The organism is Mycobacterium sp. BMJ-28 (genome assembly GCF_054404835.1).
Genome location: NZ_CM136783.1, coordinates 2,647,256 through 2,667,958 on the forward strand (window position 1 = coordinate 2,647,256; position 20,703 = coordinate 2,667,958).

At 67.5% G+C, this 20,703-nt stretch carries 21 protein-coding genes and 1 tRNA gene; 13 read left to right on the forward strand and 9 right to left on the reverse strand.

Features of this window, described 5'->3' with window-relative positions:
- Window positions 1–33 precede the first annotated feature (33 nt).
- Window positions 34–1,482 carry an MFS transporter gene (locus tag ACXPWS_RS12995; protein WP_458712811.1) on the forward strand — a complete coding sequence of 483 codons (1,449 nt, stop codon included), beginning with the start codon at window positions 34–36 and terminating at the stop codon, window positions 1,480–1,482.
- On the opposite strand, the gene ACXPWS_RS13000 is transcribed toward ACXPWS_RS12995, so the two are convergent.
- Window positions 1,458–2,192: an MgtC/SapB family protein gene (locus tag ACXPWS_RS13000; RefSeq protein ID WP_458712812.1), complete on the reverse strand. Its 735-nt coding sequence runs from the start codon at window positions 2,190–2,192 to the stop codon at window positions 1,458–1,460. The genes ACXPWS_RS12995 and ACXPWS_RS13000 overlap by 25 nt on opposite strands.
- A gap of 93 nt (window positions 2,193–2,285) precedes the next feature.
- On the opposite strand from ACXPWS_RS13000, the gene ACXPWS_RS13005 reads away from it, so the two are divergent.
- Both ACXPWS_RS13005 and ACXPWS_RS13010 read left to right on the forward strand, forming a co-directional pair.
- The gene (locus ACXPWS_RS13005) at window positions 2,286–3,038 is read left to right on the forward strand and encodes a DUF899 domain-containing protein (RefSeq protein WP_458712813.1); all 753 of its coding nucleotides are present in this window, start codon (window positions 2,286–2,288) and stop codon (window positions 3,036–3,038) included.
- Between the two features lie 60 nt (window positions 3,039–3,098).
- Window positions 3,099–3,172: transfer RNA gene (locus ACXPWS_RS13010), tRNA-Cys, on the forward strand.
- Window positions 3,173–3,211: 39 nt separating this feature from the next.
- Here ACXPWS_RS13010 and ACXPWS_RS13015 read toward each other — a convergent pair.
- From ACXPWS_RS13015 to ACXPWS_RS13025, 3 genes are all read right to left on the reverse strand, one after another.
- The gene (locus ACXPWS_RS13015) at window positions 3,212–4,792 is read right to left on the reverse strand and encodes a Na+/H+ antiporter (RefSeq protein ID WP_458712814.1); all 1,581 of its coding nucleotides are present in this window, start codon (window positions 4,790–4,792) and stop codon (window positions 3,212–3,214) included.
- Window positions 4,793–4,866: 74 nt separating this feature from the next.
- Window positions 4,867–5,457, reverse strand: a complete 591-nt coding sequence (locus ACXPWS_RS13020; RefSeq protein WP_458712815.1) for a hypothetical protein — start codon at window positions 5,455–5,457, stop codon at window positions 4,867–4,869.
- 114 nt (window positions 5,458–5,571) lie between these two features.
- Window positions 5,572–6,453: an SDR family NAD(P)-dependent oxidoreductase gene (locus ACXPWS_RS13025; RefSeq protein ID WP_458712816.1), complete on the reverse strand. Its 882-nt coding sequence runs from the start codon at window positions 6,451–6,453 to the stop codon at window positions 5,572–5,574.
- Window positions 6,454–6,569: 116 nt separating this feature from the next.
- Here ACXPWS_RS13025 and ACXPWS_RS13030 point away from each other — a divergent pair, with 116 nt between their 5' ends.
- The 4 genes from ACXPWS_RS13030 to ACXPWS_RS13045 all read left to right on the forward strand — a co-directional run bounded on the left by ACXPWS_RS13030 (window position 6,570) and on the right by ACXPWS_RS13045 (window position 10,119).
- Window positions 6,570–7,184 carry a TetR/AcrR family transcriptional regulator gene (locus ACXPWS_RS13030; RefSeq protein ID WP_458712817.1) on the forward strand — a complete coding sequence of 205 codons (615 nt, stop codon included), beginning with the start codon at window positions 6,570–6,572 and terminating at the stop codon, window positions 7,182–7,184.
- Window positions 7,185–7,215: 31 nt separating this feature from the next.
- Window positions 7,216–8,103, forward strand: a complete 888-nt coding sequence (locus ACXPWS_RS13035; protein WP_458712818.1) for a M23 family metallopeptidase — start codon at window positions 7,216–7,218, stop codon at window positions 8,101–8,103.
- A gap of 363 nt (window positions 8,104–8,466) precedes the next feature.
- Window positions 8,467–9,597: an endo-1,4-beta-xylanase gene (locus ACXPWS_RS13040; protein ID WP_458712819.1), complete on the forward strand. Its 1,131-nt coding sequence runs from the start codon at window positions 8,467–8,469 to the stop codon at window positions 9,595–9,597.
- Between the two features lie 204 nt (window positions 9,598–9,801).
- The gene (locus tag ACXPWS_RS13045) at window positions 9,802–10,119 is read left to right on the forward strand and encodes a hypothetical protein (protein WP_458712820.1); all 318 of its coding nucleotides are present in this window, start codon (window positions 9,802–9,804) and stop codon (window positions 10,117–10,119) included.
- Here the strand turns inward: ACXPWS_RS13045 and ACXPWS_RS13050 are convergent.
- The gene (locus ACXPWS_RS13050) at window positions 10,116–10,610 is read right to left on the reverse strand and encodes a DinB family protein (RefSeq protein ID WP_458712821.1); all 495 of its coding nucleotides are present in this window, start codon (window positions 10,608–10,610) and stop codon (window positions 10,116–10,118) included. The genes ACXPWS_RS13045 and ACXPWS_RS13050 overlap by 4 nt on opposite strands.
- A 309-nt stretch (window positions 10,611–10,919) precedes the next feature.
- Between ACXPWS_RS13050 and ACXPWS_RS13055 the strand changes: the two genes are divergently transcribed.
- Window positions 10,920–11,069 (forward strand): hypothetical protein, encoded by a 150-nt coding sequence (locus ACXPWS_RS13055; RefSeq protein WP_458712822.1) that lies wholly within the window; start codon window positions 10,920–10,922, stop codon window positions 11,067–11,069.
- Between the two features lie 3 nt (window positions 11,070–11,072).
- Here ACXPWS_RS13055 and ACXPWS_RS13060 read toward each other — a convergent pair whose 3' ends face one another.
- Window positions 11,073–11,609, reverse strand: coding sequence for a TetR/AcrR family transcriptional regulator (locus ACXPWS_RS13060; RefSeq protein ID WP_458712823.1), 537 nt, complete (start codon window positions 11,607–11,609; stop codon window positions 11,073–11,075).
- Between the two features lie 240 nt (window positions 11,610–11,849).
- Between ACXPWS_RS13060 and ACXPWS_RS13065 the strand changes: the two genes are divergently transcribed.
- The 3 genes from ACXPWS_RS13065 (at window position 11,850) to ACXPWS_RS13075 (ending at window position 14,415) form a co-directional block, all read left to right on the forward strand.
- Complete coding sequence (locus ACXPWS_RS13065; RefSeq protein ID WP_458713525.1) at window positions 11,850–13,334, forward strand: LVIVD repeat-containing protein; 1,485 nt, start codon at window positions 11,850–11,852, stop codon at window positions 13,332–13,334.
- On the forward strand, window positions 13,331–13,945 hold the full coding sequence (locus tag ACXPWS_RS13070; RefSeq protein WP_458712824.1) for a DUF305 domain-containing protein: 615 nt from the start codon (window positions 13,331–13,333) through the stop codon (window positions 13,943–13,945). Before ACXPWS_RS13065 ends, ACXPWS_RS13070 begins: the two co-directional genes overlap by 4 nt.
- A 164-nt stretch (window positions 13,946–14,109) precedes the next feature.
- Entirely contained in the window at window positions 14,110–14,415 is a 306-nt protein-coding gene (locus ACXPWS_RS13075; RefSeq protein ID WP_458712825.1) for a hypothetical protein, read from the forward strand.
- On the opposite strand, the gene speB is transcribed toward ACXPWS_RS13075, so the two are convergent.
- Together speB and ACXPWS_RS13085 are read right to left on the reverse strand one after the other, a co-directional pair.
- Window positions 14,376–15,320, reverse strand: coding sequence for an agmatinase (gene speB / locus ACXPWS_RS13080; protein ID WP_458712826.1), 945 nt, complete (start codon window positions 15,318–15,320; stop codon window positions 14,376–14,378). The genes ACXPWS_RS13075 and speB overlap by 40 nt on opposite strands.
- Window positions 15,317–16,756, reverse strand: coding sequence for a purine-cytosine permease family protein (locus ACXPWS_RS13085; RefSeq protein ID WP_458712827.1), 1,440 nt, complete (start codon window positions 16,754–16,756; stop codon window positions 15,317–15,319). The genes speB and ACXPWS_RS13085 overlap by 4 nt, the downstream gene beginning before the upstream one ends.
- A gap of 118 nt (window positions 16,757–16,874) precedes the next feature.
- On the opposite strand from ACXPWS_RS13085, the gene ACXPWS_RS13090 reads away from it, so the two are divergent.
- Both ACXPWS_RS13090 and ACXPWS_RS13095 read left to right on the forward strand, forming a co-directional pair.
- On the forward strand, window positions 16,875–18,338 hold the full coding sequence (locus ACXPWS_RS13090; protein WP_458712828.1) for a PucR family transcriptional regulator: 1,464 nt from the start codon (window positions 16,875–16,877) through the stop codon (window positions 18,336–18,338).
- Window positions 18,339–18,351: 13 nt separating this feature from the next.
- Window positions 18,352–19,149: a nitrilase-related carbon-nitrogen hydrolase gene (locus tag ACXPWS_RS13095; protein ID WP_458712829.1), complete on the forward strand. Its 798-nt coding sequence runs from the start codon at window positions 18,352–18,354 to the stop codon at window positions 19,147–19,149.
- A gap of 4 nt (window positions 19,150–19,153) precedes the next feature.
- Here the strand turns inward: ACXPWS_RS13095 and ACXPWS_RS13100 are convergent, their stop codons facing one another.
- A complete protein-coding gene (locus tag ACXPWS_RS13100) occupies window positions 19,154–20,689 on the reverse strand; it encodes a glycosyltransferase family 39 protein (RefSeq protein ID WP_458712830.1) in 1,536 nt (511 codons plus the stop codon).
- Between the last annotated feature and the right edge of the window lie 14 nt (window positions 20,690–20,703).

Here is a 20,703-nt window from a genome sequence, read left to right on the forward strand (position 1 = left end):
CTCAACCGCGGTTGAGCACTTAGCGTCACCGCCGTGACCGAGACCCGCGCCGAACCCGTGACCGCAGGCAGCTGGCGTGAGCTGCTGGGCCCGAGAAACCTTGGTGCGTCGACGGTTCTGGCCGGCGGTGTGGCGCTGTACGCGACCAACGAGTTCCTCACCATCAGCCTGCTGCCCAGCGCGGTCGCCGAGATCGGCGGCCACCGGTTCTACGCCTGGGTGACGACGGTGTACCTGGTGGCCTCGGTGATCGCGGCGACCACCGTCGGTGCGGTGCTGAGCAGGCTCGGGCCGCGCTGGTCCTACCTGGTCGGGCTGGCGGTGTTCGGGGCGGGCAGCCTGCTGTGTGCGGTCGCACCCACCATGGAGTTCCTGCTGGTGGGCCGTACCGTGCAGGGCGCGGCCGGCGGCCTGCTGGCGGGCCTGGGTTACGCCGTCATCAATTCGGCTCTGCCGCAATCGTTGTGGGTGCGCGCATCGGCACTCGTGTCGGCGATGTGGGGTGTGGGTACGTTGCTCGGTCCGGCCGGCGGCGGGCTGTTCGCCCAGTTCAGTTCGTGGCGTTGGGCTTTCGGTGTCCTGGTGATACTCACCGCGGCGATGGCAGTGCTGGTGCCGCTGGCGCTGCCCGGGCGTGCCGCTGCGGGCCGGACCGGTGAGCCTGCCGCGTTGCGAATCCCGCTGTGGTCGCTGCTGCTGCTCGGTGCGGCCGCGCTGGCTATCAGCGTGGCCGGCATCCCGCAGAATGCCGGCCTCACGGCGCTGCTGCTGGCCGGTGGACTGGGGCTGGTCCTGGCGTTCGTCGTGGTCGATCGCCGGATGGCCGGGGCGAGCACGGCACGCGCGTCCGTGTTGCCGCCCACGGCCTTCCGGCCCGGCCCGCTGAAGTGGATCTATCTGACTCTCGGACTCTTGATGGCGGCGACCATGGTGGACATGTACGTGCCGCTGTTCGGGCAGCGGCTGGCTCACCTCGAACCGTTGATGGCCGGGTTCCTCGGCGTCACCCTGGCCGTCGGATGGACGACGGGCGAGATAGTCAGTGCCTCGGTGGACCGGCGGCGGTTGGTCACCCGGATCGTCACGGTGGCTCCGCTGGTGATGGCGATCGGGCTCGGCGCCGCGGCGCTGAGTATGCGGGCCGATGCGCCCGTCGGGGTGATCATCGGCTGGGCGGCGGCGCTGGTGGTCACCGGCACCGGCATCGGGATGGCCTGGCCGCATCTGTCGGCGTGGGCGATGGGCTGCGTCGACGACCCGGCCGAAGGGGCGACGGCGGCCGCGGCGATCAACACGGTGCAGCTGATCTGCGGAGCGTTCGGTGCCGGCCTGGCCGGCGTCATCGTCAACGCCAACCAGCAGGACGACGCCACGGCCGCGCGCTGGACGTTCGGAGTGTTCGCCGTGCTGGCGGCGTTGACCGCGGTGGCGTCCTACCGGGCCACCAGACCCTCACCTCAGTCGGGATCCTCGTCCAGCTGACGGATCGAGGTGACCCCGCCGATCCCGGCGAGCAACATCGGCGCCTGCATGACGCCGTTCCCGGCCAGGGTCAGGACCACCCCGGCCAGGTGGGCGGGTGCGTCCAGCGGCTTCCCGCCGGGGTCGGCGGCCAGCTCCGTGAGCTGCCACTGGCGCCGGTCGCAGGCCGCCAGCAGTTGCGTCATCACCCCGCGACCCTCCTCGTAGGTGATGTGCACGCGCACCGTTCCGGCCAGCCGGGCGGCCAGCCGGCGCGCCAGCGGCATGAACCCGACGATGATCAGGAAGTGGATGACGGTCACCGTGACGGCCAGCAGCAGCAGCCCGGCACCCGCGGCCATGCCGATGGCGGCAGACTCCCAGACCGCCGCGGCGGTGGTCAGACCGTGCACCGCCCCGCGTCGGGTGATGATGATGCCCGCGCCGAGAAACCCGATGCCCGAGACGATCTGGGCCGCGACGCGGGAAGGGTCGACCATCACGGTCCCGGCGACCAGCACATCGGTGAAGCCGTACTTGCTGATCAACATGATCAGGGCCGCGGCGGTGCCGACGATGGTCTGGGTGCGCAGGCCGGCGGCCTTGCCCTGGATCTCCCGCTCCAGACCGATCAGGGCGGTCAGGCCGAATGCCGCGAACAATTCGACGATTTGGCGGGTGCCCTGGCCGGGGCCGCCGAACAGTGGGGGATCGGCCAGCCACTCAATCATGCGAACAACCTAGACCGCCCCCGGTTCGCCGCGATGAATTTCCGCGGCGCGGCCAGTCGATATCCGAAGACGACCCGAAGGAGGGCAGGCCAGATGTCAGTGAGCACTGTGTACCCCGATGTGGTGTCCGGCGAGCAGTGGCTCGCGGCCCGCAAGAAACTGCTGGCGCGGGAGCGAGAGGTCACCCATCTGCGGGACGCCGTCAACGCCGAACGCCGGCGGCTACCGATGGTGAAGGTGGACAAGGACTATCGCTTCGACGGACCGGGCGGTGAAGTGGGGCTCATCGATCTGTTCGAGGGCCGCCAGCAGCTCTACATCCACCACTTCATGTGGATCGACGACATCGACCAGGGTTGCCCGAGCTGCACCGCGGCCGCCGATCTGACGTTCACCGAATCGGATCGAGCGCTGCTGACCGCCAAGGGGGTGACATTCGCCTGCGTGTCGCGCGCGCCCTACGCGAGCATCGCCCGGTATCGCGACGCGCACGGCTGGACCTTCCCGTGGTATTCCTCGCGCGACGGCGATTTCACCTACGACCTTGGCGTCACCCTCGACCCGGAACGTGCTGCGGTGCAGTACAACTACAAGTCCTTGGACGAGTTGCGCGCCGACGGCTGGTCGGACCGCGACCTGCGGGGTGACTGGCCGGGCGCCAGCGTGTTCCTGCGCCGCGAGGACGAGGTGTTCCACACCTACTCGACCTATGCGCGCGGGCTGGACCATGCGGCCGTCGGGTATCCGTTCCTGGATCTGACGCCGTTCGGCCGGCAGGAACCCTGGGAGGACTCCCCGCCGGGGTGGCCACAGCACGGACTGGCCGCGGGCATGCCGCACGAATAGCGATCACCGCGAGCGCAACGGTTGGCACAGGTCAGCGGCGGTGGCATTGTTCTACGCGCTGCGGGTGTGGCTGAGTGGCTAGGCACCGGCCTGCAAAGCCGTTTACACGGGTTCGAATCCCGTCACTCGCTCCAGCAAAGCCGTCCCGTCCCGTCGCGGGCGGCCGAGCGCCGTCAACTCTCCAACCGGGACTCCTCCAGGTCCAGGTCACGCAAGATCCGGTTGAGCATTTCGTTGGACAACCGGCCTTCGCGCCGCATGTTCAGCAGGGCTTGGCGCTGGGCCTGCAGCACCAACCGGATCATCTGTTGATAGGCGCCGGAACGATCTTCGTAACCGTCGTCTTCGATTTTCCCGAGGCGAGCCGCGAAGCGCCGCGACCGGTACTCATACAGCGCACGCATGCGTTGCACGGTGTCCTCTCGGGCCCAGTCCTCACTGGCCAGCACATCGATCTGGGCGATCGCCGCCTTGGCAGCCACCAGTCGCGCCTTAAACTCCTCCTCGGCGTCGGACGCCTCATCGACCGGCCGAAGCCGGTGAATGAGCGCGGGCAAGGTCAATCCCTGCACCACCAGGGTCGAGAAGATCACGGCGAAGGTGAGAAACAGGATCAGGTCGCGATGGGGGAACGAGCCGGCGTCGGTGCTCAACGGGAGCGCCAGGGCCACGGCAAGTGAGATCGCGCCGCGCATCCCGCTCCAGGCCGTGATCAGCTGCCAGGATCCGGAATTCCGGCCCGGACCCGGTGGCGGACGCCGAGCCGCCGCCCGGATCAGAGGTGGGACGGCGCAGAACCACGCCATCCGCACGGCCACCACGGTGCCGGCCGCGGCGAGTGCGTACAGGGCCAGCGCCCCAAGTGGGTAGTCGTGCAGTCCGTTGATGATGCTGCGTAGCTGAAGGCCGGTGAGCGCGAACAGGATTGCGTTGATCAGGAAATCGACGATGTCCCAGACGAAGTAGCCCTGCAGCCGCGGGCGCGCGTCGAGCACTTCTGGGCTGCGGATGGCCATGAAAATCCCCGCCGTGACGGTCGCCAGGACGCCGGACGCTCCCACCGCCTGCGCGGGGAGGAAGGCGGCGTATCCGGTGAGCAGCGAGATCGTCACGCTGATCTGGACGTCGGTGATCCGTTCGCGGATCCACGCCGACATCCAGCCGGTGGCGATTCCGATGGCGACCCCGCCCAGCACGCCCAGAAAGAACTTCAGGCCTGCGTCGAACAAGGCGAAACCGCCCGCGACCGTCGCCGCCACGGCTACGCGGTACGCGACCAGCGCGGTGGCGTCGTTGAACAGTCCTTCACCCTCGATGTCGCTGACGAGTCGGCGCGGCACGTCGAGCCGGTGCATGATGGCCGTCGCCGCCACCGGATCGGTCGGTGACACGATCGCGCCCAGAACAAACGCGGTATGCCAGGCCATGCCGGGGATCACCAAGTGCGCGGCGCACGCCACCGCCGACATCGTCACCAGGACCAGAACCACCGAGTTCATCGTCAAGCCGCGCAGGTTGCTGCGGAAATCGCCGAAGTTGGCGTAGATCGCAGATTTGTACAGCAGCGGCGGCAGGAACAACGCCAGCACCAGTTCGGGCTCGAGCCGTATCTCCGGCAGGCCGGGGATGAACCCGAAGGCCGCGCCGCCCAGGACCAGCATGATCGGATACGGCACAGACAGTCGGCAGGCCAACGCCCCGAGCACGGCCACGGCCGCGAGCAGTCCGGTGACCACGACTTCGAGATGGTTCACTCGGACACCTTGGGCGCAACCCACCGGCCTGTCAACGCGAGTTGTGGCGGCGGCGAACTACCCGCGCGTCGGTGTCAGATGCAGGGTCGGAAGAAGGCGAACTTGACCGGCAGGCAGTTCTGGAACAACTTGGGCATGCCGATCTTGGGCAAGCCGACCTTGGGGAGACCGGGAGACGGCAGCGCTTGGGCGACATTGGCAGCGGACGCCAGGTTGCCTCCGACAGGGAACACGGGCCCGCTCACGCCCAACGCCCGCCCGGCGAAGTACAGGGCACCGGCCGCGTCGTTGATTCCACCGGTGATGCTGGTGGGGATGTCGATCGCGGAGTTCACGATGCTGTTGACATCGTTGAGGGTCCCCGGGATCCGGCGCACGTTGTCCAGTGTCTGGTAGGAGTTGCTCCACTCCTGCGGGGTCACATGGGCGATCGCGGGCGCCTCGGCCTTGCGCAGTGCCTCGACCAGGGCGTTCCGGCAGGCACCGGTGTCGGCGTCGCGGACCTGGCCGTTCTTGCAGGTCACCGGGGCGCAGTTGCCGTTGAAATCGGTCTGGCCGGCGCCACAGGACGCCGAACTGGGCGCCGCGGTCAGCACCGAAACGGCAGCCAGCGGAGTGAAGACGGCCAGCGCGGCCGCCGCGTAGCGGCGTTTGGAGTTCTGCACGGCCCGTCCTCGAGTCCCACGTAGCGAATGATTCCTCCAGAGTCTAGCCGAGCTACCGTTCTGTTACCCACTCTCTGTGGCCGAACGGCGGGCATTCGTCGGTTAGCTGGCAAATCAACAGGACGGCGGCATCGGCTGGTAGGTCCCGGTGTAACCCTTCACACCCAGGAGTTCAGTGGTGGCCCGCCACAGCCGTTGCCGGCTGGGGCGGTCATCGGCCGGTGCCGTGGGCGCGACGAGACGGGCGGTCCTCCCGGAGTAGTAGCCACCCGACCGGACGTTCGGATCGGTGGCGACATGCACGATCAGGTTCGCGCCGTTGTGCGGATCGCCGATCCCGAGGCCGCGCAGCAGGCGTTCCAGCGGTGCGGCGAAGCGCAATTCGCGGCCGAGACCGGTGGTGTTGAAACCGGGGTTGAGGCATACCGCGCTGACGTCCGTGTCGCCGAGCCGTTCGGCCAGTTCGAGGGTGAACATGATGTCGAGCAGCTTGGTCTTGCCGTACGTCGGTGAGGACTGCAGCGCGTTGAAGGGCCCGGTGTCGGTGAGATCGCCGGGGATCTTGAGGGTGCCGTGCCGGCGGGACGCTTCGGAGGCGACGGTAACCACACGCGCGTTGCCGGCGCGCCGTAGGGCGGGCAGCAATGTCCCGGTGAACAGCCAGGGTGCGAGGTAGTTGACGGTCATCATTTCGGGCAGCCCGTCGACGGTGACGCGTTGGCTCATGGTGTGTACGCCGGCGTTGTTGATCAGTACATCGACTTCGGGAAAGCGTTCGTTGATTTCTTCGGCGGCGCGCGCGGTGCCGGCCAGATCTGTGAAGTCGGCGTCGACGATGTCGATGAGGGCCGCTGGTGCCGCTCGGCGAATCCGGGCGATGGTCTGTTCGGCGCGTTCTCGGCTCCTGGCGGTGAGCACCAGGTGCGCACCGCGGCGCGCGAGGTCGATGGCGGCCAGCTGCCCGATACCGCTTGTGGCGCCGGTGATTACGATCACCGGTGAGTCTGCCGGACGCCACGATTTCTCATCCGTCCGCAATGTCGAACTCCGTTTCTCTCCTATGAACGGGCAACCTCACAAGGTCATACCAAGTCCAATAGTAGACTCAGTCTATGATTGTGCCGTGGTCGCGTCCGGGCCCCGCGGAACCGATGGGATTGCGGGAACGCAAGAAGCTGCAAACCTGGCGCGACATCCGTTCCGCCGCCGGCCGCCTGCTGGAAGCGCATGACTTCGCCGAGGTCAGCATCGACATGATCGCCGCCGAGGCGAATGTCTCGCGGGCCACCTTTTTCAACTACTTCACCTCCAAGGACGCGGTGGTCTTCGACGCGGATCCCGAGGAGCTCGCGGCGTATCAGTCATTGCTCGACGAACGACCAGACGACGAACCGGTCTGGACATCGTTACAGCGAATCCTGGTGGCCACGGTCGACTCGGTCGGTGAGCAGACCGTCGTCCAACGGCATGTCCTGCAACGCAATCCGGCGCTGACGAGCGGCGGGCGCAGTTTCGGTGACCAGTTCCGGCACACCTTGACCGCATGGGCGATCCAGCGTGCCATCTCCGCTGGCAGCACGGAGTTTCAGGCCGCCGTGGTGGTCGCGGCAGCCGACGCCGCCGCGACCACCGCGTACCGATACTGGGACCCCGCCGACGGCGCTCAAGCGCTGCGCGACCTTCTGGCCGCAGCATTCGACACCGTGGGCGCGAACTTCAACGGCTGAGTGTGCCGTGCCGTTGGGCATCATGGTGCTCATGGCGAGGCTGGTGCTCTGGTGCGTAGTGGTCGCGACCACCGTGTTCACCGGGGTGACGACGACCGATGCAGGCGTGTGGATCGCGAACCTGCTCACGTTGGTGCTCTTCTGGATCCTGTCCTGGCGGTTCTTCGCGCCGTCGCTCACGGTTGCCCCGTCGCCGATGTCGGCACTGGTCGCAATCGGCGCAATCGCGGTCGCCTTCCGCGGCGGCTGGGTGGACGGCGCCATCTCCGATGGGTTCACCGATCCACGCGCCTGGATAGCCCTGGTGCTGGCGGTGGCGGCCGGCGCCGCGGCCCTCGCAGACCCGTTCACCGGCATCGCCACTCCGATGACCGGTGAATTGATCTTCCCGATGCGTGACGGGCGTTGGCGCGTGGTCCAAGGTCAGGGACGCATCTTCAACCACCACTGGCCGTCGCCTGAGCAGCGCGAGGCGTTCGATCTGGTGCGGATCTCCCGAACCGGACGAACGCGGCGCGGCATCCGCGGCCGCGGCAACAACGAGTTCTATGCATTCGGGACGGTGATCGTCGCACCGTGCTCGGGCTCGGTGATTCGCACCCACGACGGAATGCCTGACGACGGCCAGGGTGCCTCACAACCGGCGGGCAATCACGTGGTCATCGACAACGGGCACGAACACGTCCTGCTGGCTCATATGCGGTCCGGAACGGTGGCGGTGTCGACCGGTGATCAGGTGTGCGCGGGCGAACCCATCGGCGCGGTGGGCAATTCGGGTAATTCCAGCGAGCCGCACCTGCACCTCGAGGCTTCCCGGGACGGCCGGCCGTTGCGCCTGCGGTTCAGCGATGTCGGCGGCAGATTCGGGAAGGGACGCGTCATCGCCGCACCGAAGCGCTATCGGCCGGGGCCGCTGTAAATGTCGAAACCGAAACCGGCGAGTGGCTCCAGGGCGGGGGAGACGGCAAAACCCTCGGAACCAGGAGTCGCCTCGTCGGCCCGCGTGGCGATCACCACCAGGCTCCCTCGGTACGCGCCAAAGGAATACCAGCGGAACATATTCCGTGCCAAGCCGGCGATGGGAGTCAGCCACAGCGGTCACCAGTCCCGTGACCTCACCTGATGGTGCCCTAAGGTGCTGCGCATCGCCCCCTCCGCATCGGAGATCAACGGCCCGCACGTCCCCACTCAACAAGAGAAACACAGCGGTTATGCGGCAAGATCTGTAGGCGTGTCCGCTGGATCATCCTGGCTCGCCAAGCTTTCGGTCCTGGTGGTGACTATGATCCTGCTTGTCAGTTGCGGCACCGAAGACGGGCAACCTGGAACTGCCGAACCTGGGCAGGCCGAGCGACAGCGTGCCGAAGAATGCGGAGTTTCCGATCCGGTGCTCGCGCAACTCGCCAAGGCGCGCGGCATCACCATCGGCACCGCGTACCGGAGCACTTTCGCCGAGAACGACCGGTGTTACCGCGACGTCGCGCTGGCCGAATTCGACTCGCTGACAACCGAGATCGGCACCATGATGAACACGGTGGAACCCGCACCGGGTGTGTTCGATTTTCGCGAAGCCGATGCGGTGGCCGATCTCGCCGCCCGGCACCACAAGGACTTCCAGGTGCACGCCCTGGTGTGGGACCCGCTGGACCAACAACAGTGGAACATCGTGCCGCCGGCCATCCGCGCACTGCCACCGGCCGCCCGTCATCAACTCATGGTCGACACGGTCACCACCATCATGAAGCGCTACGCCGGGAGGGCGAGCGCGGCCACCGTGGTCAACGAGGCCTTCGACCAAATGGGGCACCTGCAACCGAACACGTGGTGGGAAACCACGCACAGCGACCAGTACATCTTCGACGCCTTCCGCGCGGCCCGGTTGGCCGCCCCCACCGCCACGCTCTACTACAACGATCACACCTCAGAAACCAACAGCGACAAGTCCAACGCCGTCTACGACCTGGTGAAACGCCTGCACGACACGAAAGTGACCGTCACCGTCAACGGCGAGGCGACCGAGAAGCCACTGCTGGATGGCGTCGGGTTCCAAGGCCACATGCTGGGCGGACGAGACCAGCAGCCCAACATCTCCGACATCGAAACCAACGTGCAGCGCTTCGCCGACCTGGGCGTGGCAGTCCGGTTCACCGAACTCGATGTCCGCATCCCGGTGCTTGACGGCGTCGCTTCCGTCGCCGACCTCGACCGACAACGGTTGGTGTACAACATGATCACCCAGGTGTGTCTCAACCAGGTCAAATGCACCGGACTGACGCTCTGGGGTTTCACCGACAAACGATCCTGGATCACCGACTATCCGGAGAGCTTCACCGGGTACGGGGCAGCGACTCCGTTGACGGCCGACTATCGCCGCAAACCCGCGTGGACGGGAATCGCCGACGCCTTGAAATAGCCCAACGGGGGTTTGCCGGTGGGGTAAATGGGCAAACGAATCTCCCATGCCACGCCGAGGCGTTCGTTGCGCCGATTGGTGCCGCAGAAACGTCGGGTGGGCTCGGAACACGACCGGAAGGACGGCTATGAGCGGTACCCGACAAACGGTGCACGCGTTGCGATCGCGCGAGCAAGTGCGATTTCGCCGGGAGGGCGTTCAGTTGTGTGTCGAGCATGCCCCACCGGTGATGTGGTTCGCGCGCCACGTCTTGACGCACAGCCGCACAGATCCGGACGTCGGGCCGGACTGACGCTCGCGCTGGCGATCACCGACCCCGCCTCGAGCCGGCTGCGCACCCGCGCCTTACAGCTGGGCCTGCTGACCGACACCTTGGATGTCGTCGCCGCGGTCCGCGGCATCCGCGCACGTACGCTGTCGCCGACCGGGGCGATCCTCGCCGGCGGCGGCGCCGCCCTGTTCGCCGGGCTCGGCCTCGCGGCGCTGAACGGGCAGAAAGGCCCTGAGGCCCAAGGGGTCTAGTCGCGCGTCGCCGGCCGGTCGATCTGTTCCCGCAGGATGTCGCCATGACCCGCGTGCCTGGCGAACTCCTCGATCATGGACAGCAGGGTCCATCGCATGCTGACCCTGCCCTCGCGCGGACTGACCAACGTCTCGTCGAGGCCGAACCGGGACGCGATGTCGCGCGATCGCCGACTGGCGCGCTCGAACTCGGTGATCACGTCGGTGAGCGACTCGTCGTCGCCGACTGCGAAGGTGCCTTCGTCGCGCTCGGAGTATCCATCGCAGTCGGATGCCGGCAGGCCGGCCCAAAAGCGTTGGAACCAAATCCGTTCCGCGGCAGCGGCATGTTTGATCAGCGAGATCGGCGTGGTCAGCGACGGCACCAGGCTGCGGCGGGCGTCGGAATCCGAGAGGCCGCGCACCGTCTCGATGAGCGCTTCGCGGTTGTGGTCGAGCGTGCTCTCGAGCATCGCTCGCTCGGTGCCGACGGTGATTCGGTTGGCAGTCATGATCTTTCAGGCTCCATGTGGTGAGGTGCGTAACAGATGCGGCATCGCCGCGCTGGTCTCAAGAAGGGGATGCTGCGGTGTCTGGGACAACTCTGATGGCGGAAACGCTCGCCGCGTGTATGGCGGTTTCGAGTGGTCGCGGCCCGGACCGTCAGAAGGCCGGGTGTCTGGTCAGTATGGCGCATCGGTCGATCTCGGACCACTGCGCGCTTTCATTGCACGCAGTGACATCCGATCTCCCGGCGCCCGACGTGTGCCGGGGACTGTGCACGCTATTGTTCGAAGTCAATCGAAGACAGGGGAAAGCCAGTGACGGAACCAGAGCAGCAGCTGACATTCGGGCAGAAGCTCAAGCTGGGCGGGCAAGCCGCGAAGGCGTTCGCGCGCAACCCGAAGGCGCTGGTCGCGCTGGTGAAGTACAAGCTCGCCGAGCGGAAGTCGGCCAAAGAGGCACGCTGAGCCCTACCGGCGCAGCAGTTGGCGGATCAACTCGTCGAGGTATTCCGCGTCGGTGGTGACAGGTTGGCCGATGACGAAGCTGGTCATGATGCCGCTGATGAAGGTCAGCACGACCACGGCACGTTCTCCGATGTCCGCATCCGGGATGGTGGGGTCGTCGTACCAGCGGGTGATGACCTCGCGCGCGAGGCTGAAGAAATGGACGCCATAGGCCGACATGGTGACGTTCAGGTCAGGATCCTGACGGGCGTGCAAGATCAGTTCGAAGCGGGCCCGGGTGCGGGTGAGGTAAGGCTCGGTACCCGACAGCATCACCAGGCGCGCCAATCCCAGGGTGCCGCTGTACCGGCGCTCGAATCGGTCGCTGCGCTCATCCATCATCGACAGATCGGCCAGGTCGAGTTCGATCACGCGTTCGGCGACGCCCTGTAGCAGCGATTTGCGCGTGCGGAAGTAGTAGGACGTGGTGCCCGCCGGAAGTCCGGCGTGCTTGTCGACCCGCGGATGGGTGAGGCCGCGGGAGCCTCCGGTGCCCAGCAACTCGATCGCGGCGTCGGTGAGATCGGTGCGACGCTTGGCCGGGTTGTATTTGCGAGGTGTGCTGATGGCCAGATCCTAACGTTCCGGCCGCCGGTAATCCGGTTCGGCAAAAGTTTCCTCTAAAGACATAGAGGATGTTACGGTCCGGCGATGGGGAGGATGTCATCCGTCGCGCCCGCGGACGCTGCGTCGAACGCCGGCCGACCGTGGCGGTGCAGGTGGGCGGCGTGCGCCCCCGTGATGATCGCCGTGGTGGTGGCGGCGATCACCCAGTGCGCCACCGCGGCGGCGAGCCTGCCGCCGGGTTTCGACCAGCAGAACGACATCTGGTCGGCGGCCGTGGCGCCGGCGTCCTGCCGCCCTGGCGATCGAGTGGAGACCGGTCTGCAGGGCGAGGTGCCGGTGGCCGATCGTGACTCGCGGCGAAGCACCCTCGGTTACAACTGCAACATCGATCTGATCGGCCAGTACCAGGGGCCGGGTGCGGGATGGACCAGTGCCGCCTACAAGAACTGCGTCTACATCGGCTCGAGTTTCCCGCACACCGACGGGGTGCAGGTGCTCGACGTGTCCGACCCGGCCCATCCGCGGCCCACCGCGATGCTCGACCAGCCTGCCATGATCAACGGCACCTGGGAATCGTTGAAAGTCAACGAAACCCGGGGACTGCTCGCAGGAACCGGGGTGCCGTTCGTGTTCGGGCTCGGCTATATCTCCATCTACGACATCGCCACCGATTGCGCGCATCCGCGGTTGCTCAACGAAGGCCGCGGATCACTGCCCGGGGTACGCATCCCGATGCTCACCCACGAAGGGGGCTTCTCGCCCGACGGCAACACCTACTGGGCATCCGGCCAGATCTGGGCCAGCGCCGTCGATGTCTCCGACCCCACCGATCCGTCGGTCGTGTGGAGCGCCCCAGCGGGTTTCGCCAGCCACGGCATGGACTTCACCCCGGACGGGGACACCATGTTCATGTCCACCGCGGCCGGGTTGAACGTCCTGGACACCTCGGCGGTGCAGGACCGCGCCGCGCCCGGCATGACGATGCACCAACTGCTGCCCAGCCGCGGGTATGCCCATTGGCATGATGGGCTGATCAGCCAGCACAGCATCTACGTCACCTATGGCGCAGTGCCTCATCTGTTCAACGTCGACGAATTCGGCTCGGGTGGGGTCAAGCTGTTCGACGCCGCCGACCTCGCGGATCTGCGGCTGCGCACCACGATCAAACTGGACATCAACCTGCCGCAGAACATGGACCGCTGGGCGGCAAGTGCTTCCAGCAGTGGCGCATTCGGCTACGAATCGCACTACTGCAGCGTGGATCGCCGCGACGACCCGCAAGCGCTGGCGTGCGGGTGGGCCCAGTCCGGCATCCGGGTCTTCGATGTGCGCGATCCCGACAACATCCGCGAAATCGCCTACTTCAATCCGCCCGCCCAGACCGGAAAGAACGACCAGCTGCCCAACTCCCAGCACGTGCGCTTCGGCGGCATCATCGTACCGCCGGCCAGCAGCGCCATCGCGGTGGCTCATGCCATCCTCAACGGACAGATCAACGGCGACGACATCGTCCGGGACGGCCGCATCATCGGGCTGGACCTGTCGGCGGACTGGTGCATGTCCCCGCCGCAATTCCGCGGCAACCTGCTCTACGTCACCTGCTCGGACAACGGCTTCATGGCGCTGCGGATCGACCCGCAGGTGTATCCACCGCGATGAGCACCGCCCGGCTGCTGCGCACGACTGCCGCCGTGGTGTTGGCCGTGGCGCTCGGCGCCGTGCTGGGCGCCGCGATGGTCGACCGCAACCACCGGGCGTCTGCGATCCTGACACCGCTGGAAATCGGTTTCGCCCAAGACATGTCGGGCCATCACCAGCAGGCGGTCACGATGACCGACATGCTTGCCGCCGATGCGTCCCCGGAGGTAAAGGCCCTGGCTGAACAGATCCGCTTCACCCAGCTGGCCGAGATCGGGCAGATGACCGGCTGGCTGCAACTCGACGGCGCCGCCCCCACCTCGGCCCGGCCGATGCAGTGGATGACCGAACCCGGCAGCGGCGGTCACCACGACCACGCGATGGGCATGCCAGGGATGGCCTCCCCCGACGAACTTGCCCACCTGCAGCACAGCACCGGCCGGGACAACGAGACACTCTTCCTACAACTCATGACGCGCCACCACCAGGGCGGAATCGCCATGGCCGGTTATGCATTCCGGCACGCGCTGAATGACGCCGTCCGCCGGGCGGCCAGCGTCATGGTCGCCGAACAGACCGAAGAGGTCCAGCTCATGACTCTGATGCTCGATGCCCGCCGGGGGGCACGATGAGGTGCCGCGGGGCCGCGGCAAAAGCCGGCTTCTCGTACTTTGCCAGGTCAACGTCCGTGCGAGCAAAGGCACGGTACTCGCGCGGGGCGCATGCGGGGCCGGGATTGCCCCGGGATGGCGGCCCCGGGATCGCGCGCCCCCTTGAATGATGAGAAGATTCGCATGTGAGTGAGGACGCGAGCGTGAACCAGGCGCGACAGCTTCTGGTGGCGCTCTATGACCAGGTCGCCGATATCTCGCGCAAGCTCGAGACCGTCGATGCGCGCAATCGGCGGGCCCGGGCCCGGGGGAATCTGCGGATGGACCCACGCGCCGGAGACCTGCGGCGCGAACTGTACGAGGCGCACCGGCTGATCGACGGGTTACACCGCCGGTTCCCCGAAACCTCGCCGCACACAAGGCCTTTTGCCGGCCGGCACGCCAGGACCGATCACGCCCGGTTGGCCGCCAGCACCGAGAGTAGTTCGTAGCCGACGTGTGCCGCGGCGATGCCGGTGATCTCGGCATGGTCGTACGCGGGGGCCACCTCGACGATGTCGGCGCCCACCACATCCAGCCCGACCAGGCCACGCAGCGTGTTGAGTAGTTCCCGCGACGTCATTCCGCCCGCTTCGGGTGTACCGGTGCCCGGCGCGTGCGCGGGATCGAGCACGTCGATGTCCACCGACACGTACACCGGGCCGCCGGTCAGGCGGGCCCGCATGCGTTCGACGATCGACGCCACACCGTCGAATTCGTAATCGTCGGAACGGATCACCTGAAATCCGAGCACCGCGTCGTCCTCGAGATCGTGTTTGCTGTACAGCGGGCCGCGGATGCCGATGTGCTGGGACCGCTCCATGTCGATCAGGCCCTCCTCGCTGGCCCGGCGGAACGGAGTGCCATGGGTGAACGGTGCGCCGAAATAGGTGTCCCAGGTGTCCAGGTGAGCGTCGAAATGCAGCACGCCGATGGGCCCGTGGTCGCGGGCCAGTGACCGCAGGATGGGCAGCGCGATGGTGTGGTCACCGCCGATCGTGAGGACCTTCGACCCGTCCTTGCATAAGTCGGTGACGGCGGTGTCGATCGTGTCGATCGCCTCGACGATGTCGAACGGATTAACAGCGATGTCCCCGCAGTCGGCCACCTGGTGAACGGCGAACGGTTCGATCCCGACCGCAGGGTTGTAGGGGCGCAACAACTTCGACGAGGCGCGGACGTGGGCCGGCCCGAAGCGGGCGCCGGGCCGATAGGACACCCCGCTGTCGAAAGGGATGCCGACGATGCTGACGTCCGCACTGCCCACCTGGTCGATCCGGGGCAGCCTGGCAAAGGTGCCGGGCTCGGTGTAGCGGGGCGCGCGGGTGGCGTCTGCGGGGCCTACGGGATTGCTCATTTCTCCTGCGCTTTCACGGTATGGGCAACCGTCGCGGTATCGGCCGCGATCAGGTCGAGTTCATGGGACAGGTCCAGTGACCGCGTCACGGCGAGATAGACCAGCCCCGACACCGCCAGCCCGACGACGAACGCGATATCGACGTCACCCATCGCCGCGGCGACCGGCCCGGTGAAGAACGGCAACACCAGGAATGGGATCTCGGCCGCGATGCCTGCGGCGAAGGCCACCAGCCCGCGCCACGACCAGGCGCCGTACACACCCGCGGGGGTGAACAGGTCGGTGATGACGTAATGCCCGCGGCGCACGAAGAAGAAGTCGGTCAGGTTCACCGCCGTCCAGGGCACCAGCAGGTACAGCATGATCAGCAAGGTGGTGTTCAGCGCCGACGTCGCGTTGGACAGCAAAAGGCTCATCGCCAGCCAGCCCACGGCCAGCACCACGATGGTGATGACCCGCAGTCTCCGGGTGGGTCGCACCGAACGCACCGAGTCCAATCCGGTGACCACCGTCAGCATCCCGCTGTAGGCGTTCAGGCCCATGGTCGCCACCAGCACCAGCGCCGAGACCACGGCCAGCACACTGCCGAGCATCGGCACCGTGGCGTTGCCCGTGGTGTTGATCCCGGCCAGCGCGTCGGCGGCGCCCAGGTAGGTGGCCATCCACGCGCCCAGCGGGATCAGCCACACCGGTGACGCGGTGGCTCCCGCGAACACCGAGGTGATGATGGCGGCCGGTCGGGTGTTCCGCGGCAGGTACCGGCTGTAGTCCGAGACGTACGGCGCGTAGGTGATGTTGTAGGACGCGGCCACCCCGAACTGCGCCAGGAAGGCGACCCAGGTGAAGCCGCCGGCAGCCTCGGTGGTGCCGGCCACTCCGCCGGACAGCACGCCGTAGGTGAGCACCAGCCACAACGGCAGCGAGATCCAGAACAGCACACGGAAAGCCTTGTGCAACAAGTCGTGTCCGAAGATCGCCAGGCCGGCGGCCACCATCGTGATCACCACCGCCACCGCCGCCGAATTCCAGCCGAAGATCTCCTGCAGACCGGACTTGATGATCACGACGTCGACGACGTTGAATCCGACGAAGGTGAACAATGTCCCGATCAGCGGCAGCAGCACGCCGCGATAACCGAACTGGGCGCGCGACTGGATCATCTGCGGCAGCCCGAGCACCGGCCCCTGAGTGGCGTGAAAAGCCATGAACAGGGTGCCGAACGCGATGCCCGCGATCCCGGCGACCACCGTCCACCACAGCGACAACCCGAGGCTGGGCCCCACGAAACCCAGCGCCAGGGTGAACGGCTGGAAGTTGCCGACGAACCAGAACGGTCCCTGGTGGCCGACCTTGCCGTGCCGTTCGTCATCGGGCACGTAGTCGATCGAGCGGGTTTCGATCAGCGGTCCGGATCGGTCGGTGTGGGGAAGGGCCATGTGTCTCTCCTGTGTGGCGGTGGTCATACTTTCACCGGATGCGCTGCGTGACGCCATGGCTGATTTGTTCAGACCAACCATTACGATTGGGCAATATGTACAACGTGGTGGTTCGACGGTGATCACCGTCCGCGATGTCGCCACGGCCGCCTCGCTGCAGCTGACGGTGGTGGCCGGGGCCGGTGGGCTGGACCGCGAGGTCACCTCGGCGCATGTTTCCGAACTCATCTCACCGGGTGACTGGCTGCGGGGCGGCGAACTGCTGATGACCGTCGGCTTGTTGCTGCCGATGATTGACCGGGACTGCCGCCGTTACGTGTCCGAATGCGCGACGGCGGGGGTGGCCGCGCTCGCGATCGGAGTGGGGCACGGCCTGCCCTACCGGGACTGCCCGCAGCCATTGCGCGACGCCGCCGACGCCGTCGGTATCCCGATGCTGGTGGTGCCCGACCAGACCCCGTTCATCGGGGTCACCAAATGGGTTTTCGAGACCATCGCCCGGCAGGAGCGGCGCGGTCTGCAGCAGGCCATGGAGAACAATCGCCGGCTCACCGCGGTGGCCACCAGTTCCGCGCCGCTGCCGGCGCTGCTGTCGGCGTGGGCCGCCACGAGCGCCACTCCATGCGTGGTGTGCGACGGGGCGGCCGGCCTGGTGGCGGCGAGCCCGGGTACGTCACCGGACACCGTCGACCAGGCCCGCGCGACCTGTGCGCAGATGGACGGCCGCAGCTGGGCGGTGATCGACGGGTTCGAGGTGCACACCATCGGCGCGGGCGTACCGCTGGCCTACGTCGTCCTCGGCGCCGACATGGACGCCGCCGCGCGAGCATCGTCGACCGTACTGGTGTCGCTGATCGCCGTCGATCGCGAGCGCCGCGAGCTGTCCGACGAGCCCGAGCGCCGACGTCGTGAGCAGGTGCTCGGCCAGCTGCTGCGCACCGGCGTCAAACGGGAGCGGGCCCGACAACTTGCCGCCGGCGTGGGGTTGACCGCCGAACACTGCCACGTCGCCGTGGTCGGCGGCGCCGGCGAGGAATTGGCTTTCCGGTTGCGCGCCACGCTGGATGGCGCGCTGGTACGGGTGCACGCCAAATCGGTGGAGGTGGTGCACTGGAACCTGGCTGCCCTCACCGACACCCTGCAGGCGCACGCCGGCGGACTGCCCACCGGTATCGGCGCGGCGACCAGTCCCGAGACGCTGGGGGTTTCGGTCATGCAGGCGCGGTCGTTGGTGGCCGTCAGCCGGCGACTGGGCCGCATCGTCAGCGCAGGGGAGGGCGAGACGGTGTCACTGCTGCTATCCCTCGGGGAGCCAGAGGCGGTGCGCGGATTCGCCGACGCCGTCCTCGCTCCGCTGGATCAACTCGAGCCGGGAGAACGCGTCGAACTGCTGCGCACCCTCGACCAATGGCTGCGGGTCAACGGCGCGTGGGATCCGGCCGCCGCCCGGCTGTCGGTGCACCGCAACACGGTTCGCAACCGGGTGGATCGGATAGCGCAACTGACCGGGCGCCGACTCGACGACGGCGATGACCGAATGGAGCTGTGGTTGGCGCTCAAGGCCCGCACCGCGCTGCCGTGACTAAACTGCGCTGATGACCCGGATCGCGTGCTGTCAGATTGCGCCCGCCTTCGGCGACCGGCAGGCCAACACCGCGCTGATCGTCGCGCAGATCCGTGCCGCGGTGTCCGACGGTGCCGACGTCATCGTGTTGCCCGAGCTGGTGACCTCCGGCTACATGTTCACTGACGCCGCGGAGGCGCGGTCACTGGCCCAGCCCGCCACCGCCGACTCGTTCGCCAGCTGGATCGCCGTCGCCGGTGACGCGATCGTGATCGGCGGTTTCCCGGAGAGCGGCGCCGACGGACTGCTCTACAACAGCGCCGTCATGCTCGACGGTTCCGGCGTGCTGGGGTTCTACCGCAAATCGCATCTGTGGGACCGGGAGAAGCTGATCTTCACTCCCGGCGCGTCGATTCCCGAAGTCATCGCCACCCGGCACGGCGCCATCGCCGTGATGGTCTGCTATGACGTCGAGTTCCCCGAACTGACCCGGCCGGTGGCCTTGGCCGGTGCCGAACTCATTGCGGCACCGGTCAATTGGCCGTTGTTCCCGCGGCCCGACGGGGAACGGCCCGGCGAGGTGATCAACGCAATGGCCACCGCGCGGGCCAGCAAGGTGGCCGTGGCCTGCTGTGACCGCACCGGGGTGGAGCGAGGACAACACTGGACCGAGGGCAGCGCGGTGGTGTCGCCCGAGGGGTGGGTGCTGTCCAGCGTCGGACCCGGTACCGGGATCGCGATCGCCGATATCGACCTGACCGTCACCCACGACAAATCCCTGACCGAGCACGTCGATCTGTTCGGCGATCGCCGCCCGGAGCTGTACTGACCTGTCAGCGAGTGGATTTCACGATCTGGGCGAAATTGAACTGCCAGCGCTCGACGATGTGGAAGCCCATCCGTTCGGGCACCTGATACGCCGGCGCCCGCCCCAGCCGCGGTCCCGGGTCCAGCGCCGCACCGCTTTGGCGCTCCGGCACCGACCGGTCACGTTCGGATACCGTCCACAACACGGTGCACGCGCGGACCTGCTCGGCGACGCCCTGGATGCCCAGATGGGCGTCCCACAACCGATTTCGTTCGGCGGCGCGCCGCCCGCGGCCGGGATCGATCAGTTTGGCGTAGGCCGCCGGACGCGCCGCGGTCAGTGGCCGGATCGGCCCGGGCATCCAGGTGGTGGTGTTGTCCATCACGAGGCAGTCGCCGGGCGCCGCGTGCGCGGTGACGACATCGGCGACCTGACTGAAATCCATACCTTCCTTCGCGTACGGCCCGCGCTGGCCGAACAGGAAGTTTCCGGTGGCGGCCACGGCCAGCACGGCGATCGCCGCGGTGGCGCGTTCCCGGGTCCGCACGACGGCCACGATGCACACCCCGAGCAGCAGCGCCATGGCGGGCGAGGTGTAGCTCAGGTAGCGCGGATAGTAGATGGGTTCGGCCACAGCCGAATACAGCAGCAGAACCGCCGTCGGCAGCACCATCCAGGCCAGCGTCAGCCGGACCAGGGCGTGCGCCCCGGGTTCGGCCGGCCGCAGCCGCCGGAACACCAGTGGCAGCGCCAACAGGACGCCCGCGCAGACCGCGAACGGCAGACTGTGGTCGAAGTACTGTTCCTGCAGAATCTCGGCGAACGTGTCCGGTGACAGCGGCGCGATCCAGCGCACCTGCGCGATCTGCGTGCGGCAGAACAACAGGAACGGTGTGACCGCGAGCAGTGTCGCCGCGGTGGCCGCCGCCCACCCGGTGACCGACCTGCGGGAGCCGGCCGTCGCGACGAACGCGGCATGCACCAGCACCAGTAACACCAGGAACACGTTGAGGACGGTGGCCAGCGCCAGGCCCGCGCCGTAGCCGACCCACAGGCCGACGCGTTGCCTGCGCACGGCCGCCACCAGTAGCACCGTCAGCCAGACGGCGGCCGCGGCCGTCAGCGCATAGGACCGCGCCTCGATCCCGGCCCACGTCATCCGGGGCAGGATCGCGAACACCACCCCGGCGGTGACCGCCGCCGAACGCCCGACGAACAGCCGGGCGAGGGTCACCACACCGGCAGCGGCGATCCCGACCGCCAGGCAGCTGGAGAACCGGGTCCAGAACTCGGTGGCCGGGAACACGGCGAACCACCCGTGCATCAGCAGGTAGTACGCGCCGTGTACGGCGTCGATATTGCCGAGCAGGCCCCACAACTGGGGGATGGTGCGGGTACCCGCGGAGATGGTGGCCGCCTCGTCGAACCACAGTGAGGGCCGGGCGGCGCCGGCTGCGCTCACCACGACCGCGAACAACGCCACCAGTGCACCGTCGGAGCGGCCGGCCCGGAGCCGGGCAGCCGGATCCCGCTGACGCTGCGTGAGCAGTGGCAGTTCCACCTGGCCGACTCCCG